At 67.0% G+C, this 14,680-nt stretch carries 13 protein-coding genes, 1 tRNA gene and 2 pseudogenes; 7 read left to right on the top strand and 9 right to left on the bottom strand.

The genetic code is table 11. From position 1 onward, the window contains the following. Positions 1–19: 19 nt before the first annotated feature. Both WS62_RS23265 and WS62_RS23260 read right to left on the bottom strand, forming a co-directional pair. The gene (locus tag WS62_RS23265) at positions 20–2,137 is read right to left on the bottom strand and encodes a TonB-dependent receptor domain-containing protein (RefSeq protein ID WP_059471438.1); all 2,118 of its coding nucleotides are present in this window, start codon (positions 2,135–2,137) and stop codon (positions 20–22) included. Positions 2,138–2,288: 151 nt separating this feature from the next. Then, complete coding sequence (locus WS62_RS23260; RefSeq protein ID WP_082721227.1) at positions 2,289–3,149, bottom strand: helix-turn-helix transcriptional regulator; 861 nt, start codon at positions 3,147–3,149, stop codon at positions 2,289–2,291. 362 nt (positions 3,150–3,511) lie between these two features. Here WS62_RS23260 and WS62_RS23255 point away from each other — a divergent pair, with 362 nt between their 5' ends. Genes WS62_RS23255 through WS62_RS23240 form a run of 4 tightly spaced genes read left to right on the top strand, consistent with a single transcriptional unit; the run spans position 3,512 to position 7,511 of the window. After that, positions 3,512–4,591, top strand: a complete 1,080-nt coding sequence (locus tag WS62_RS23255; protein ID WP_231748388.1) for an ABC transporter substrate-binding protein — start codon at positions 3,512–3,514, stop codon at positions 4,589–4,591. A gap of 1 nt (position 4,592) precedes the next feature. Continuing rightward, positions 4,593–5,660 (top strand): alpha/beta hydrolase, encoded by a 1,068-nt coding sequence (locus WS62_RS23250; RefSeq protein WP_066575839.1) that lies wholly within the window; start codon positions 4,593–4,595, stop codon positions 5,658–5,660. Further along, positions 5,657–6,715 carry a FecCD family ABC transporter permease gene (locus tag WS62_RS23245; protein ID WP_066575837.1) on the top strand — a complete coding sequence of 353 codons (1,059 nt, stop codon included), beginning with the start codon at positions 5,657–5,659 and terminating at the stop codon, positions 6,713–6,715. The genes WS62_RS23250 and WS62_RS23245 overlap by 4 nt, the downstream gene beginning before the upstream one ends. After that, positions 6,708–7,511 (top strand): ABC transporter ATP-binding protein, encoded by an 804-nt coding sequence (locus tag WS62_RS23240; protein WP_066575835.1) that lies wholly within the window; start codon positions 6,708–6,710, stop codon positions 7,509–7,511. The genes WS62_RS23245 and WS62_RS23240 overlap by 8 nt, the downstream gene beginning before the upstream one ends. A 913-nt stretch (positions 7,512–8,424) precedes the next feature. Here the strand turns inward: WS62_RS23240 and WS62_RS23235 are convergent. After that, positions 8,425–8,742 carry a hypothetical protein gene (locus WS62_RS23235; RefSeq protein ID WP_066575828.1) on the bottom strand — a complete coding sequence of 106 codons (318 nt, stop codon included), beginning with the start codon at positions 8,740–8,742 and terminating at the stop codon, positions 8,425–8,427. A gap of 518 nt (positions 8,743–9,260) precedes the next feature. Between WS62_RS23235 and WS62_RS23230 the strand changes: the two genes are divergently transcribed. Further along, positions 9,261–10,667, top strand: coding sequence for an amino acid permease (locus WS62_RS23230; protein WP_066575825.1), 1,407 nt, complete (start codon positions 9,261–9,263; stop codon positions 10,665–10,667). 132 nt (positions 10,668–10,799) lie between these two features. Here the strand turns inward: WS62_RS23230 and WS62_RS23225 are convergent. The 5 genes from WS62_RS23225 to WS62_RS23205 form a co-directional block, all read right to left on the bottom strand. Continuing rightward, positions 10,800–10,875: transfer RNA gene (locus WS62_RS23225), tRNA-Ala, on the bottom strand. A 60-nt stretch (positions 10,876–10,935) separates the two neighbouring features. After that, positions 10,936–11,289: a c-type cytochrome gene (locus WS62_RS23220; protein WP_066490885.1), complete on the bottom strand. Its 354-nt coding sequence runs from the start codon at positions 11,287–11,289 to the stop codon at positions 10,936–10,938. Continuing rightward, positions 11,286–12,080 carry a BON domain-containing protein gene (locus WS62_RS23215; RefSeq protein ID WP_066575822.1) on the bottom strand — a complete coding sequence of 265 codons (795 nt, stop codon included), beginning with the start codon at positions 12,078–12,080 and terminating at the stop codon, positions 11,286–11,288. The genes WS62_RS23220 and WS62_RS23215 overlap by 4 nt, the downstream gene beginning before the upstream one ends. Positions 12,081–12,098: 18 nt before the next feature. Continuing rightward, the gene (locus WS62_RS23210) at positions 12,099–12,677 is read right to left on the bottom strand and encodes an SIS domain-containing protein (protein WP_066575819.1); all 579 of its coding nucleotides are present in this window, start codon (positions 12,675–12,677) and stop codon (positions 12,099–12,101) included. A gap of 122 nt (positions 12,678–12,799) precedes the next feature. Continuing rightward, a complete protein-coding gene (locus WS62_RS23205) occupies positions 12,800–13,234 on the bottom strand; it encodes a YraN family protein (protein ID WP_197422907.1) in 435 nt (144 codons plus the stop codon). A 46-nt stretch (positions 13,235–13,280) separates the two neighbouring features. Here WS62_RS23205 and rsmI point away from each other — a divergent pair, with 46 nt between their 5' ends. After that, positions 13,281–14,168 carry a 16S rRNA (cytidine(1402)-2'-O)-methyltransferase gene (rsmI, locus tag WS62_RS23200; protein ID WP_066575815.1) on the top strand — a complete coding sequence of 296 codons (888 nt, stop codon included), beginning with the start codon at positions 13,281–13,283 and terminating at the stop codon, positions 14,166–14,168. Positions 14,169–14,237: 69 nt separating this feature from the next. Here the strand turns inward: rsmI and WS62_RS23195 are convergent. Beyond that, positions 14,238–14,534, bottom strand: a pseudogene (locus WS62_RS23195) (IS3 family transposase); the annotation flags it as partial. 41 nt (positions 14,535–14,575) lie between these two features. On the opposite strand from WS62_RS23195, the pseudogene WS62_RS37575 reads away from it, so the two are divergent. After that, a pseudogene (locus WS62_RS37575) lies at positions 14,576–14,680 on the top strand (IS5-like element ISCARN85 family transposase); the annotation flags it as partial.

Here is a 14,680-nt window from a genome sequence, read left to right as displayed (position 1 = left end):
GTCGTGCGGCGCGTTCGCATTACATCTCGGCGGTGAGGCTCACCGCGATGCGGCGGCCCTGGTCGACGAGCCAGTTGCCGCTCAGGCCGGTCGCCCGCGTGCGGTCGTCAATCGGCACCATCCTGTTCGTCAGGTTCAGCACCGCGAAATTGACCGAGAGGTGCTTGTCGATCCGGTAGCGGCCGCCGATGTCGAACGTCGTCGTCGACGGCCGTTCGCGCACGCCCTGCGCGCCGTTGCGGAACGCGGCCCAGTACTCGGTGCCCGTGTAATTGACGTTCGCGTACAGATCGAGGCGCGGCGTCGGCGTCCAGTCCACCTGCACGTTGAATTTGTGCTTCGGCGTCTTGTCGAGCGGGAAGCCGTCGAGCGAGCTGCCGTTGAACGCCTTCTCGCCGCTGCCCTCGCGGCGCGATTGCGTGAACGTGTACGCGCCCGAGAGCTTCACTTGCTTCACGACGCGCGCGCCCGCGCCGATTTCGAGCCCGTACAGCTTCACGCGGTCGACGTTGTCGTACACGTAGATGTTGCGGCCGGGCGAGTGCGGATCGGCGACGCCCGAGTCGTAGCTCGCGACCTTGTTCTTGAACAGGTTGTTGAACAGCGTGAGGCTCACGTGGCTCTCGCCGCGGTCGTACCGGATGCCGAGCTCTTCGCTCAGGCTCGTTTCCGGCTTCAGGTCCGGATTGCCGCACAGCGTGCCGGGCACCGCGCCCGCCGCGCCGCCCGACGTCATGCAGTAGCCGGCCGTGCTCTGGCGCAGCGAAGGCGGCTTGAAGCCGGCGGACACGCCGCCGCGCAGCGTGAGCGTCGGGCTCAGCTTGTAGACGCCATACGCGCGCGGGCTCACGTGGCTGCCGTAGCGCTCGTCGTGGTCGAGCCGCACGCCCGTCGTCAGCGTAAAGCGGCTGTCGAAGAAGTAATCGTTCTCCGCGAAGAGCGCCCACGCATTGCGCTGGATGCTGTCCGAGTTGACGCCGTAGCCCTTCGGCACCGCATCCTGCCGCCCCGCGCCGGACAGCCGCGACCAGATGTGCTGCGCGCCCGCCGTCAGGATGTTGCGCTCGCCCCACCACGGCACCTCGACCTTGCCTTCGAGCACGGTGTCGGTGATCGCCGGCTTCACGGACGACGGCGCGAGCGCCGTCCATTGCTCCTGCGTGCCGCGCTCGCCGTACAGCGACAGCGTCGAATTGCCGAAGCCCCAGCGGCCGTTGTGCGTGATGCCCCAGTAGTCGCGCACGTGGCGCGTCTCGACGATCGTCGTCGCGGCCGTATTCGGCTTCGCGGGCGCGATGCTCTTGCCCGGCGTGCTCAGATAGCTGAACTGATCGTGGCCCGCGTTCAGCGTGATGTCCTGATTGCTCGCGGGCTTCGCGGTCAGCTTCACGTCGAAGTTCGCGACGCGCTGTCCGTTCGCGCCGCTCGTCGCGCTCTTCGGGTAATAAATGCGGTCTTCGCTCCGATGCAGCGCGCGCCCCGACACCTGCAGGCCGAGCACGTCGCGCTTAAGCGGGCCGCCGACCCAGAAGTCGACGCTTTGCGTGTCGCCCTGATTCGATTCGAGCTGGAACACGCTGCCCGCCGTGACAGTGCCGCCCCAGCGCTTCGGCACCTTGCGGGTGATCACGTTGATCACGCCACCCATCGCATCGGCGCCGTACAGCGACGACATCGGCCCGCGCACGACCTCGATCCGCTCGATCGCGGAGAGCGGCGGCAGCAGGTTGCTCTGCACGCCGCCCGTGCCGCGGTTCATCGTCTCGCGGGTGGTCTGGCGGCGGCCGTCGACGAGGATCAGCGTGTATTCGCCGGGCATCCCGCGAATCGAGATGTCCTGATCGTTCGGCGACGCGCCGACGACGCTCACGCCCTCGACCTTGCCGACGATGTCGGCGAACGACGTGTACGGCTTCGCCTCGATCTCGTCGCGGGTGATGACGGAGATGCTCGCGGGCGCCTCCTTGATCGCCTGCTCGCGCTGGCTGGCGGTCACGACAATCGCCTTCAGTGCGGCGGCATCCTCGACGGGCGCGGGCTCGGCCGCCTGCTGCGCCCACCCGACGGACGCCCCCATCATGTACAGACCGGCGGCGACCGCCGGCTTTATCGCAAAGCCTGGAACGTGACTCGACATAACGACTTTCTAGCCCGACAAATGGAATTGATTCTCATTTCCATTATCAATGACGAAAGGCGTTGATAGATTTGTGAAAGGTACGAAGTTGTTTGCGCAACGCGACGTCATGCGCGACGTCATGCGCGACGCCGCGCGCGGCGCCCCGCACTCAGTGCTGGCCGCTGCGGCGCGCGAGCTTCGGCGTCACGCCGAAGCGCCGCTTGTACGCGGTCGCGAAATTCGCCGCGCTCGTGTAGCCCGCGAGCGCCGCCGCCTGCTTGACGCTGATCGCGTCGCGCTCGAGCGCGAGGCGCGCGCGCTGCAGGCTGCTTTCGCGCAGGAAGTCGAAGATCGTCGTGCCGTAGACGCTGCGGAACTGGCGCTGCATCGCGTTCGCGTTCATCCCCACCTGGCGCGCGATGTCGTCGAGGGACAATTGTTGCGCGGCCTCGCTGCCGAGGAACGCGCGCAAATCGGCCATCCGGCGATAGCCGCGCGAGCCGAGGCTCGCCGCGTCCGACGCCGCGCCCGCCGCGGGCAAATGCTGGTCGGCTTGCAGCGGCGCGAGCGCTTCGGCGAGCAGATCGAGCACGCGGCTTTCGAGGTAGATCGCCTGGAGCATCGGCTGATACGCGGGTGGCCGCACGATCTGCTCGGCAAGCGCAATCGCGCGCGGCGTCGGCTGCCAGAAGCGCACCGACAGATGCGCGGACAGCAGCGAATCGAGCCGCTCGGGCATCGCGGCGCGACTCGCCGCCTGCAGGTGTTGCAGCCATTCGCCCGAGATGCCGAGACTCAAGCGGCGCGCGTAGCCGCCCTTGCTGATGCGCCGGCTGAACGTGTCCGGCTCGACCGCGTTCACGAGGAACGCCTGCATCTCGCCCAGCGGTTTGCGGCCGAGCGGCTGGGCCTGTCGTGCACCCGGCCGGCAGGCGGTCGTCAGCACGATGCGGCGATCGCCGTACGACACGTCGAGCTCGCCTTCGAGCAACAGCACGAGATGCAGCCCCGCCGTGCATTGACCGGACATGACCGCGTCGAATTCGTCGATAGCGTCGTCCGCATGAACACGCAGGCCCGGCCGTACTTCGCGGACCTTGGCGACATGCGCCGCATGGTCGCGGCGACCGGAAGGAAACAGGTTTTCTACGCGCGCATTCAATTTCTTCAACCCCGCCCGCACTTCGCTCGCCCCTCGACGCCGCGGCCCGGCGACGCACGTCGCCGCTCACGCAAACCATTCCGTTGCTCGGCCAAACATCAGGCGCGGCTACAGGGGCGTAATCTCGGTTAGAATTAAATGAGAATAATTATCATTTATATCGTATCGGGAATAGCGTGAGAAACACAAGCAGATTTTGGTCACTGCTTTGCGCATGGTTGACCGCGGCGTTGATCCATTCCGCACACGCGCAGCAGACCGTCACCGATCTCGCGGGCCGCACCGTCCGCCTGCCGTCGAACGTCGAGCGCGTGCTGCTCGGCGAAGGGCGTTTGCTGCCCGCGCTCGCGATCGTCGAACGCGGCGACCCGAGCCGCCGGCTCGTCGGCATGATGGGCGACTTCGAGCAGCTCGATCCGGCAAGCTATGCGCAGTGGCGCAGCACGTTTCCGCATCTGGACGACGTGCCGCGGATCGGCCGTTCGCAGGCGGGCAGCTTCAGCGACGAGCGCGCGCTCGCGCTGCGACCGCAAGTCGCGATCTTCGGACTGGGCGGCGGCCACGGCCCCGGCGAGCGCGATCGCGAGACGCTCGCGCGGCTCGAAGCGGCCGGCGTCGCGATCGTGTTCGTCGATTTCCGGCACGACCCGCTCGGCAACACGCCGCGCAGCGTCGCGGTGCTCGGCCAAGTGTTCGGCGCGCCCGAGCGCGCGGCCGCGTTCAATGCCGAGTGGCAGCGGCAGCTGGACGTCGTCCGGCAGCGGCTGAAGACCGCGCATCCCGCCGCGCCGACCGTGTTTCTCGAAAGCCGCGTCGGTCTCGCGACCGACTGCTGCGACACGATGACGGGCATGATGGGGCGCCTCCTCGATGCCGCAGGCGGCGCCAACGTCGCGAAGGGCATCGTGCCCGGCGAGCACGGAATACTCAATCCCGAATACCTGCTGAGCCGCCAGCCGTCGGTCTACATCGGTACCGCGATCGGCTCCGCGCAGACGCTGCAAAGCGCGCCGCAGCGCATCGCGCTCGGCGCGGGCGTGCCCGCCGACGTCGCACGTCGCTCGCTCGAGCAATCACTGCGGCGGCCCCAGCTCGCGCCGCTCCGGGCGATCCGGCAAGGCCGCGCGCATGCGATCTGGCATCACTTCTACAACTCCCCGTTCAACGTCGTCGCCGTGCAGGCGATGGCCAAATGGCTGCATCCCGAGCTGTTCGCCGATCTCGATCCGCGACGCACGCTCGAGCAGATGTACGCGCGCTTTCAGCCGGTCGCGCTGAACGGCGAATACTGGATCAGCGAGGCGCGCTGACATGACCGGCTTCCCTTCCGCGACGCGACGCTCGCTGCTGCTCGCCGGGATCGGCAGCGCACTGTCCTCACTGCCTTGCCAAGCGGCCCCGGCAAGCGTCGCTCACGATATCCGGCGCATCGATACGCTGCCTGGCCTCGCCGACGCGCCCGCTGTCCAGACGCCGCGAAGCCGTCAGATCGACGTGTCGATCGCCGGCCAGCGACGGCGCATCTTCGTCGCGCTGCCGCCGCAGCCCGCGCCGCCCGCGGGCCATCCGGTGCTGTACGCGCTCGACGGCAACGCGGTGTTCCATCTGTTCGCGCAGCTCGCGCGCAATCACGCGGCGCGGCCGGGCGCCGATCCGGCGAACGTACCCGCGATCGTCGCGCTCGGCTATGCGACCGACGCGTCGTACGACATGCAAGCGCGCGCCGTCGACTACACGCTCGCGCCGCTCGCGGGCGACGCGCCGAACCAAGCGGTCGATGCGGCCGCCACGGTCGACGAGGCGATCGATGCCGATGCCGATGCGCGCCATGCCGCCGGCACGCTGCGCACCGGCGCGGACCGCTTCCTCGATTTCGTCGAGCACGGCCTCCAGCCGTGGCTCGCGCGGCAATTCGCCGTCGACGCGCGCCGCCAGACGCTGTTCGGCCATTCGTACGGCGGGCTGCTCACGCTGTACGCGCTGCTCACGCGCACGCACCTGTTCCGGCGCTACGTCGCGGCGAGCCCGTCGATCTGGTGGGGCGACCGCGCGCTGCTGCCGTTTCGCGACCGCTTCGTCGAACGCGCCGCGCCGCTCGATACGCCCGTCGACCTGCTCGTCACCGCAGGCAGCCTCGAAGAAGGCGTGCCGAATCCCGATCCCGAGCGTGCGCGACGTCAGCAGGCACGCAAGCAGGTCAGCTCCGCCCGCGAGTTCGTGCAAAGCGTGCAGCCGGTGCGCGGCCTGCACGCCGAATGCCGCGTGATCGCCGGAGAGGATCACGGCAGCCTCGTGCTGCCGAGCGCCGCGCTCGCCGTGCGCATCGCCGCCGAGCCTGGCGCGGCAGTCACCGCTGTCCCGTCCGATTCGCGCGCATGAGTACGCTGCCCGTTTCGCAGCCGTCGCTCAGGACGCGCTACCGTGCGATCGCCGCGCGCCGCCTCGCGGCGCTCGCGCTGCTCGCCGGCCTGCTCGTGACACTCGTCGTGATCGACGTCGCCACGGGGCCGTCGACGTTCGCGCCCGCCGACATCGTCGCCGGGCTCTTCTCCCCCGACAGCCTGCCGCTCGAGCAGCGCGTGATCCTGTGGAACGTGCGCCTGCCCTACGCGCTGATGGCGATCCTCGTCGGCGCGGCGCTCGGTCTCGCCGGCGCCGAAATGCAGACCGTGCTCAACAACCCGCTCGCGAGCCCGTTCACGCTCGGCCTGTCCGCCGCCGCGAGCGTCGGCGCATCGATCGTCGTGCTCACCGGCTGGCAGCTCGCCGTATGGAACGAGAACCTCGCGCTGTCGCTCGGCGCGTTCGCGAGCGCGACGGCCGCGACGCTCCTCATCGTCTGGCTCGCATGGCGGCACGGCGCGACGACCGAGACCGTCGTGCTGTTCGGCATCGGCCTGATGTTCAGCTTCGAAGCGTTGCTGTGGCTGCTGCAGTTCATTGCCGACAGCAACGCGCTCGAGCAGATCGTGTTCTGGAGCATGGGCAGCCTCGCGCGCGCGAGCTGGAGCAAGATCGCGATCCTCGCGTGCGTGCTCGCCGCGTGCGCGCTGTGGGCGAGCGCGCATGTGTGGTCGATGACCGCGCTGCGCGCCGGCGAAGAGCAGGCGCGCAGCATGGGCATCGCCGTCGAGCGGTTGCGGCTCGTCACGCTCGTGCGCATCAGCCTCCTGTCCGCGACCGCGCTATCGTTCGTCGGCACGATCGGCTTCGTCGGGCTTGTCGGGCCGCACATCGCGCGGCTTCTCGTCGGCGACGATCACCGCTACTACCTGCCGGGCGGCATGCTCGCGGGCGCGATCATGCTGTCGGGCGCGTCCATCCTCAGCAAGACGCTCATCAGCGGCCTCGTGCTGCCGATCGGCATCATCACCGCGCTCGTCGGCGTGCCGCTTTTCATGACGCTGATCAGTCGGCGCAGACGCGATGGCTGAGTTGCGGATCGACCGTCTGAGCGTCGCGTATGGCCGCCGCGCGATTCTCGACGAGCTCACGCTGCGCCCGATCGAGCCGGGCTGCATGGTGGCGGTGCTTGGGCCGAACGGCGTCGGCAAATCGACGCTGCTGCGCGCAATCGCGCGGCGCGTGCGCGCACGCGGCTCGGTCTCGCTCGATCGCGTCGACCTGCTGCGCGGCTCGCGGCGCGAGCACATGCGGCGCGTCGGCTATCTGCCGCAGACGCTGCCTCAGGCGTCGACGCTCCTCGTCTACGAGGCGGTGAGCGGCGCGCTGCGCGCGACGTGCGGCGGGCTGTCAAGCGCCGAGCACGACGTGCGGCTACAGGCGGTATTCGAGCAGTTACGCCTGCATCGGCTCGCGATGAAGCCGCTCGACAACCTGTCGGGCGGCCAGCGCCAGATGGTCGGCCTCGCGCAGGTGCTGGTGCGGCACACGCCGCTCCTGCTGCTCGACGAGCCGACGAGCGCGCTCGACCTGCGCTGGCAATTGCTCGCGCTGGAAGCGATGCGCGACGCGGCAAGCCGCCGGTCGGCGATCGTCGTCGTCGCGATGCACGACCTGAATCTCGCATCGCGCTTCTGCGACCGGATGGTGCTGCTCGGGACGGACGGCGTGCTGGCGGACGGCTTGCCGTCGGAAGTGCTCGAACCGACGCGCTTGCGGCGCGCGTATGCGGTCGATGCGCGGGTCGAACGCACTTCGGAGGGGGAGCACCTCGTGCTCGTCGAGCGGGCGGTTCCTGGCGTCGATTACGAGACGACGGGCCGATAAGCGCGGCCGCGCGGCCCGGGCTTTTCATCGGCATGCGCGCGGCGGAGATGCTTGCGCATGCATGCTTCGCTCTCTTCGAAGCCTTTTCCTTGTGCATGTCGATCCGCATCTCCGTTGCGGATCGCGCTGCTCGGCAAAAAAAAGCAATCCGCATTCAGCCGCGCAACGTCAGCCCTTCCGCCGGCCCGTCTCTGTGCGCCTCCGCGAACGCGAACGCGAACGCGGACACTCGATGGCTGCGAGCTTGCTCGAATCCGAATCGATGCGACGACGCGCCTTTTCCATCCAATCGATTCGAACCGAACACAGTTCTCCTCAACGCTGCCCGTGCGTCTTTGTTCCATTCGACTCGTCGACTGCTTTCGGCGTCGACACAGGCACCGTCGGCCGTTTTGTCTTCAATTCTTTTAATTGATGTATGTATATGTAGTAACAGTTAACAAAAGCGGCCCTTTCCTGTGGACAACCCGGGTTTTCCCTGACGAATCAGAGCAACATCGATTCCATAACCGTATCGGCTGTGCATGAATATCCACCGCGAGCGAAGGATAACTTCGACGCGTCCGGAAGCGAGGCCGGTTTTATCAAGATTTGGTCCACAGGCTGGGCGACGAGTTATCCCATGGATTTCCAAAGCTGATCGTGGATAACTCTTGCTCTTCGCACGCAGACCCATTGTTTTCCTGTGCGCGGGCTCGCGTGATTGAATCGCCTTTTGCCGATCAAGCCGAACGGCCCCGCGAAGCGCCGTGCGTGCATGCAGCGATGATCTGCGAATTGGGAAACGATGCTCGCGCTGCGCACCTTTTCTCGTTAGTTGCAAAGTAGTTTTTGCATTCGCTTTCGCGGCCGCTTCAAGTCCACGCGCACGAACCCGGCATTCAGTCGAACGAGCCCGAAAAGCGCAGCCGAGTCAGCGCTCCCAGCGCTTGCCGAACGACACCGTCGCTTCGCACATGCAGCCGACCAACACGCCCACTATCCCGACGAACGTGACCGTGATCCCGAGCGACGAGAGCGCTGACGCATCGGGCGCGCGAATCGCGACGCCGATCGCCACAAGCATGCCGAAGAGCATCGCGCATGCACACGCCACCGAATAACCGCGCATCAGTTTCGGATAGCGCGAGCGAGACGGCCCGATGGCACGAAAAAGCGCATAGCCGAAACAGAAGACGTAGATGGCTACCGGCAACCCTGTAGACGCAACCCAACTGCTCTCGATCGGCATGATTGGACTCCGTGAATGTCGTCGTTCGGATGGAGCACGCAATCGGGACGAATCGTGCACGACGATGCGCCGTCACGCGGCCATAGTTTCTTTTTCTAAAATTAAGACAAATACAGGAACATCCACTCGCGAACAGCCACTAGCATAGCGCCAAATACCAGACTCCGACCGAGGGGCATCTGTTCATGCATGCTGGAGACACTGCTCGATGCATCCACCGATTCGCCGCGCGAACCGATACGCGCGTTTCGCGCCAGCCATCGCCGCCGAGCGCCGGCTGCGCCAGACGGCGTCGTGTTCCGATTCGCTGCGCTTTGTCCGCCCCCTCTTCCATTTAAGCCACGCCGGCTCGCGCAAGCGAACCGCCCGCACCGCGCGCGCCTGAAGCTACGCCCGCGCGCCTTCGCACAGCCGATCCAGGTCGACTCGCCGTCGTTGCGACGATGCGAGACACGCGTACGCCGCACGATGCCGACGTGCGCCACGCCAATTTCACCAAACCCGAAGGAGACATCCCCATGGAGAAAAGAAGCACCGAAACCGACCTGCACCGAGGACTCGGGCAACGGCAGATGCGCTTGATCGCGCTCGGCGCGGCGATCGGCGTCGGCCTCTTTCTCGGCTCGGCCAACGCGATCAAGATGGCGGGGCCCGGCATCATCCTGTCGTACATCATCGGCGGCGCCGTGATCTTCGTGATCATGCGCGCGCTCGGCGAGATGGCTGTCCACGAGCCGGTCGCGGGTTCGTTCAGCCGCTACGCGCGCAACTATCTCGGGCCGCTCGCCGGCTATCTGACGGGCTGGAACTACTGGTTCCTCTGGCTCGTCACCTGCATCGCCGAAATCACCGCGGTCGGCATCTACATGGGCATCTGGTTCCCGGACGTGCCGCGCTGGATCTGGGCGCTCGCCGCGCTGGCCGCGATGGGCTCCGTGAATCTGCTCACCGTGAAGGCGTACGGCGAATTCGAATTCTGGTTCGCGCTGATCAAGGTCGTGACGATCGTCGTGATGATCGCGGTCGGCATCGCGATGATTGCGTTCGGCATCGGCAATCACGGCGTGCCGATGGGCATCTCGAATCTCTGGGCGCACGGCGGCTTCTTTCCGAACGGCGCGCAGGGCGTGCTGATGTCGATGCAGATGGTGATGTTCGCGTATCTCGGCGTCGAGATGATCGGGCTGACGGCGGGTGAAGCGGAGAATCCGCAGAAGTCGATTCCGGGCGCGATCAACTCGGTGTTCTGGCGCATCCTGCTCTTTTACGGCGGCGCGCTGTTCGTGATTCTGTCGATCTATCCGTGGAACGAGATCGGCACGCAAGGCAGCCCGTTCGTGATGACGTTCGAGCGGCTCGGCATCAAGACGGCCGCGGGCATCATCAATTTCGTGGTGCTCACGGCGGCGCTGTCGTCTTGCAACGGAGGCATCTTCAGCACCGGACGCATGCTGTACAACCTCGCGCAGCAGGGCCACGCGCCGCGCGCGTTCGGCGAGACGACGGCAGGCGGCGTGCCGCGCCGGGCGATCGTCGTGTCGATGGCGGCGCTGCTCGTCGGCGTGCTGCTCAACTATCTCGTGCCGGAAAAGGTGTTCGTCTGGGTAACGTCGATCTCGACGTTCGGCGCGATCTGGACGTGGGGCGTCATTCTCGTCACGCAGATGAAGTTTCGCGCGAGCCTTGCACCGGCCGAGGAACGTGCGCTGCGGTTTCGGATGCCGTTCTGGCCTTACGGCTCATGGATCGCGCTTGCGTTTCTCGCGCTCGTGATCGGGTTGATGGCGTATTTTCCGGATACGCGGATCGCGCTTTATGTCGGGCCGGCTTGGCTCGTGTTGCTCGTTGTGCTGTATTACGTGCTGAAACTCGAGCCGGAAGGCGGGAAGTCGGCGAGGTTGGCGCGGAGGTATGGGCAGGGGTGATTAACGAATCAACGGCGCGCGCCGGCCGCGGTGTGGCTGTGGCGCGCGTCGGTCGGCCGGGTGGGAATCGGGGGCGAACCGCCGAGCCAAATGAAAAGGGCCTAGCCATCCGGCTAAGCCCTTGAATTCGATTGGTGGAGCGGAGGAGGATCGAACTCCCGACCTTCGCATTGCGAACGCGACGCTCTCCCAGCTGAGCTACCGCCCCTCACCAACAGCCGAGGATCATACATCACTCAATCGGCGGTTGGCAACCGATTTGCGCCGGTTATTTCGACGGCGCGCCGGCCAGCGCCCATTGGACGACCGACCGAGCGTCCGTGTCGCTCATCCGTGGGTGCGCGGGCATCGGAATCGCGCCCCAGACGCCGGAGCCGCCGTCCTTCACCTTCTTCACGAGCTTCGGCACGGCCTGCTGATCGCTCTTGTAGCGCTCGGCGATCTGCTGGAACGACGGCCCGACGAGCTTGCGATCCACCGCATGGCAGCCCATGCACGCGTTGCTGCGCGCAACCTTCAAGCCGTCGCCGACGTCCGCGCGCGCCGGCGCGCTCGCCAGCGCGCAGCCGAGCGCAGCGACAACCACACCCATCATCCGTTTCACGAACAACGCAACCCTCATGGCGTCCCCGCCTTCGGATTGCCAGGATGCACGCTCGTCGAATTGGAGATCGGCGCGGGCGCCTGCAGCGGCGTCGCGGTAACGCTCGAATCCGGCACCGCGCCCACCGTCGCACCTTCTGACGCGGGCGCGGCAACCGCCGACGCGCCGCTCGCGGGCGTCGCAGCCTTCAGCGCGTCTGCTTCCTGCGGCTTGATGTACTGGAACACCTTGACGACCTTCTCGACGCCCGGCACGCGGCTCGCGACATCGGCGCCGCGATTGCCTTCGTCGGCCGTCACGAGGCCCAGCAGGTAAACGTTGCCGCGCTCGCACACTACCTTGTAGTTGTTCGCGGAGATGCCCTTCTCGGCGATCATCGCGGTCTTCACGCGGCCTTCGAGGTACGAATCGTTCGCCCGGTCGGACAGCGAACTCGCCGGCCCGACCACGAGTTCGTTGACGATCGCGTTCACGTTGTTGATCCCGCGGACGATCTCTTCGGCGCGCTGCTTGGACGCGTCGTTCGGCACTTCGCCCGTCAGCAGCACGCGGCGGTTGAACACCGTCACGTTCGTATGCGAGCCGTCCGGCAGCCCGTTGTTCAGTTGCGTCAGCGCCTTCACCTGGATCTCGCGATCCTCGGTCTGCGCGCCGAGCGTGCGGCGATCGGTCGCGACGAGCGCGCCGCCGCCCGCAGCAGCGCCGGCGACCGCGAGCACGCAGCCCTGCAGCGTTGCGGCAAGGCCGGCCGACAGGCCGATCACGAGCGTGGTTCTCACTAGCGTCTGTCTGACGCGGCTGTTATTCATCGACGGCTCTCCTTCGAATCAATCCTCGCCCAGCAGCATCGCGTCGATGCCGTCGCACAGGCAGTGGATGGTCAGCAGATGGACTTCCTGGATGCGCGCCGCCCGTTCGGACGGCACGCAGATCTGAATATCGGTGTCGGCGAGCGACGCGCCGAGGTGCCCGCCCCCGTTGCCCGTCAGCGCGACGACAATCATCTCGCGCTCGCGCGCCTCTTCGACCGCGGCCAGCACGCGCGGCGATTCGCCGAGGGGATCGAGCACGAGCAGCACGTCGCCCGTCTGGCCGAGCGCGCGCACTTGTTGCGCAAAGATCTGGCCAGCATCGCCGGCGGCGCCCGCGCGGCTCGCGTCGGCGTGGAGCGCGAGCCCCGGCAGGCCGGGCCGCTCGCGCTCGAACCCGCCGATCAGCGCGGCGGCGAGCCGCTCGGCTGCGGCGGCCGACGGGCCGTCGCCGCACGCGACGATCTTGTTGCCGTTCGCGAGCGCCATGAACATCGCGTCGACGGCCGCGGCGATCGGCAGGGACAGCGCATCGAGCGCTTCGTGGACGAGCGCGGCGCTGTCGCGAATATGTTGCTGAATACGTTCGACTGACATCGATTCCTAATCGGGTACTACGCGCGTGGTCTATGTCGCGCGGCATCGTGAGTGCGGCGAGTTTACCGCACTCCGCCCTCGCCGCCCGACCGTCGCCGCAACTCCTTACATCTCGACACAAGCTAGCTGGCGTCGTCGATGCGAAATGCATCGCGCAGCCATTCGAGCCGGCCGCTTTCGAACGCGACGACGTCGAAGCGGCACGGGCTGACGCCGCCCGTTCGCGCCCAGAACGCGTGCGCGGCGAGCACGAGCCGCTTTCGCTTGCGCGCACCGACACTCGCCGCCGCGCCGCCGTAGCGGCCGCTCGTGCGCGCGCGCACTTCGACGAACACGAGCGTGCCGTCGCGCTCGCGCATCACGAGGTCGATTTCGCCGCCGCGCACGGTCACGTTGCGCGCGACGAGCGCGAGCCCCGCGCGCTCGAGGAAGCGCTGCGCGCGCGTCTCGAACGCAGCGCCGACGACGCGCTTGGACCCGGCCGCCGCAGAAAAGTTGTCGCGCGGCGCGGCTTTGGCGCCGTCCGCCTCCTGCCGTGCCGCGCGCGCGTGGCACAATGCGGTGCTTCTTCCGTTTGCGCCGTGTACGGGCGCCTTTCGTGTCATGACTTCCCTCCTCGATCTTGCGCAGGCGCAGCAGTATCCGACGGGCGCCCTCTACGTCGTCGCGACGCCGATCGGCAACACCGCCGACATCACGCTGCGCGCGCTGCACGTGCTCGCGCTCGCCGACCGCATCGCCGCCGAGGACACGCGCAACACGGGCCAACTGCTCGCGCGCTACGGAATCTCGAAGCCGCTCGTCGCGGTGCACGAGCACAACGAGCGTGCGGCCGCGGCGAAGCTGATCGACCACCTGCGCGCGGGCGAGCGGATCGCGTACGTGTCGGACGCCGGCACACCGGGCATTTCCGATCCGGGTGCGAAGCTCGTCGACGCGGTGCGCGCCGCCGGCCACGGCGTAATCCCGCTGCCGGGCGCGAGCGCGGCGAGCGCGGCCGTGAGCGTCGCGGGCGACTGGGCCGGCGCGTTCACGTTCGCGGGCTTCCTGCCGCCGAAGCCGAAGCAGCGCGACGCGGCGCTTCAACAACTGAAGGCGCACCCGTACGCGCTTGTGTTCTACGAGGCGCCGCACCGGATCGTCGAGACGGTCGAAGCGCTCGCGGCCGTGCTCGGCGGCGCGCGCCGCCTGCTGATCGCGCGCGAACTCACCAAGCTACACGAGGAGTTGTTCGAGGGCACGCTGGCCGAAGGGCCAACGTGGCTGCGCGCCGACGCGAACCGGCAGCGCGGCGAGTTCGTGCTCGTCGTCGAACGCGCACCTGAGGACAATCACGCCGCCGACGAAAGCGCGCACGATGCGCTGCTCAAGCTGCTGCTGGACGAAGTGCCGGTGAAGAGCGCGGCGAAGCTCGCCGCGGCGTTGACGGGCGCGTCGCGCAATGCGCTGTACGCGCGGGCGCTCGCGCTGAAGGACGACGAGGAAGAGTAAGGATTCGCTGCAAAAGCGAAAGGGCCGCGCGAGTGAACTGACCCCGCAAAGTTGGACGGTGGTTGAAGGCTAGGCGCCCAAGGGCTGAGTTCGGTATTGCACGGGACTCAGCCCTTTCAATTTGAGCTTGATGCGTTCGTGGTTGTAGTAGCGGATGTAGCGATCGAGCGTGTCGCGCAAATGCTCCACGCAAGTGAAGCGATGCCCCTTGTAGCACTCGGACTTGAGCGTGCCGAAGAAGCTTTCCATCGCAGCATTGTCGAGGCAGTTGCCCTTGCGAGACATGCTTTGAGTCAGCTTGCGCCGCTTCAGTTGCCGGCGAAACGCCGGCATGCGGTATTGCCAGCCTTGGTCCGAATGCACTAGGGCGTGTTCACACTAAATCGATTTAAGGTTATGCTTCGGGGATGGAAATCTCCGGAGCCCAATTCAAACAGATCGAACATTGCCTGCCGCGACAGCGAGGCAATGTGAGCCTGCCGAACCTGCAAGTGCTCAACGCGATCCTCTAT

This window comes from Burkholderia sp. ABCPW 14 (assembly GCF_001523835.1).
Taxonomy (GTDB): domain Bacteria; phylum Pseudomonadota; class Gammaproteobacteria; order Burkholderiales; family Burkholderiaceae; genus Burkholderia; species Burkholderia mayonis.
The sequence above is the reverse complement of the archived record's forward strand: the minus strand, read 5'-3'. Positions and strand labels throughout refer to the sequence as shown.